The organism is Vibrio rumoiensis 1S-45 (assembly GCF_000286955.2).
GTDB classification, from domain to species: Bacteria; Pseudomonadota; Gammaproteobacteria; order Enterobacterales; family Vibrionaceae; genus Vibrio; species Vibrio rumoiensis_A.
On record NZ_AJYK02000039.1, the window covers coordinates 1 to 637 of the forward strand.

The 637-nt window shown below is 37.2% G+C and carries 1 protein-coding gene; it reads left to right on the forward strand.

Features of this window, described 5'->3' with window-relative positions; translation table 11 throughout:
• Positions 1–44 precede the first annotated feature (44 nt).
• Positions 45–620 carry a class I SAM-dependent methyltransferase gene (locus A1QC_RS05235; RefSeq protein WP_017025680.1) on the forward strand — a complete coding sequence of 192 codons (576 nt, stop codon included), beginning with the start codon at positions 45–47 and terminating at the stop codon, positions 618–620.
• Positions 621–637: the final 17 nt, after the last annotated feature.

Consider the following 637-nt stretch of genomic DNA (forward strand, 5'->3'; position numbering starts at 1 on the left):
TTTTTTCCGTCTATTAAATTGTTATATGATTTGAGGAGTAAACCTTGAGCGAATGGGATGCGGTGGCAGATCTAGTTAATTTCAACCTGGAAATTTCTGTAAGTGACCTTTTAGCCTTTGTGCCAGTTGAATCTAAAATATTGGATTTTGGTTGTGGCTATGGTCGCGTAACACATCAAATCTCAGAGCTAGGTTACAGTAAAATAATTGGTATTGACTCCTCTAAAGAAATGATAAGTAGAGGATTGAGTGAATATCCAGAACTTGATTTACGTTATCTATCGGGTGATGTTTTACCGTTCGCGGATAGTGAATTTGATTCGATAATTACATGTGCTGTGTTTACATGTATAGCTGAACAAAACTCTCGTGAAAAAGTGCTCAGTGAATTGCGGCGAGTGCTCAAACCTAATGGCGTAATTTACTTAGCCGAGTTTTGTTCAGAATTCAGCCTTCGTTTCATGTCAGGTACAGGTGTTTCAATGTGGCATAGTAAACAAATAGAGCTTGAAGCTTTGCTAACGGGTTTTAATATTGAGACCTCAATATTAGTTGAAACCTCAACTATGTCTGGTCATGAAAGTAAGGCTAGTCATATCATCGCCAGAAAAATCATATAACAAATAAGGATAGGTGT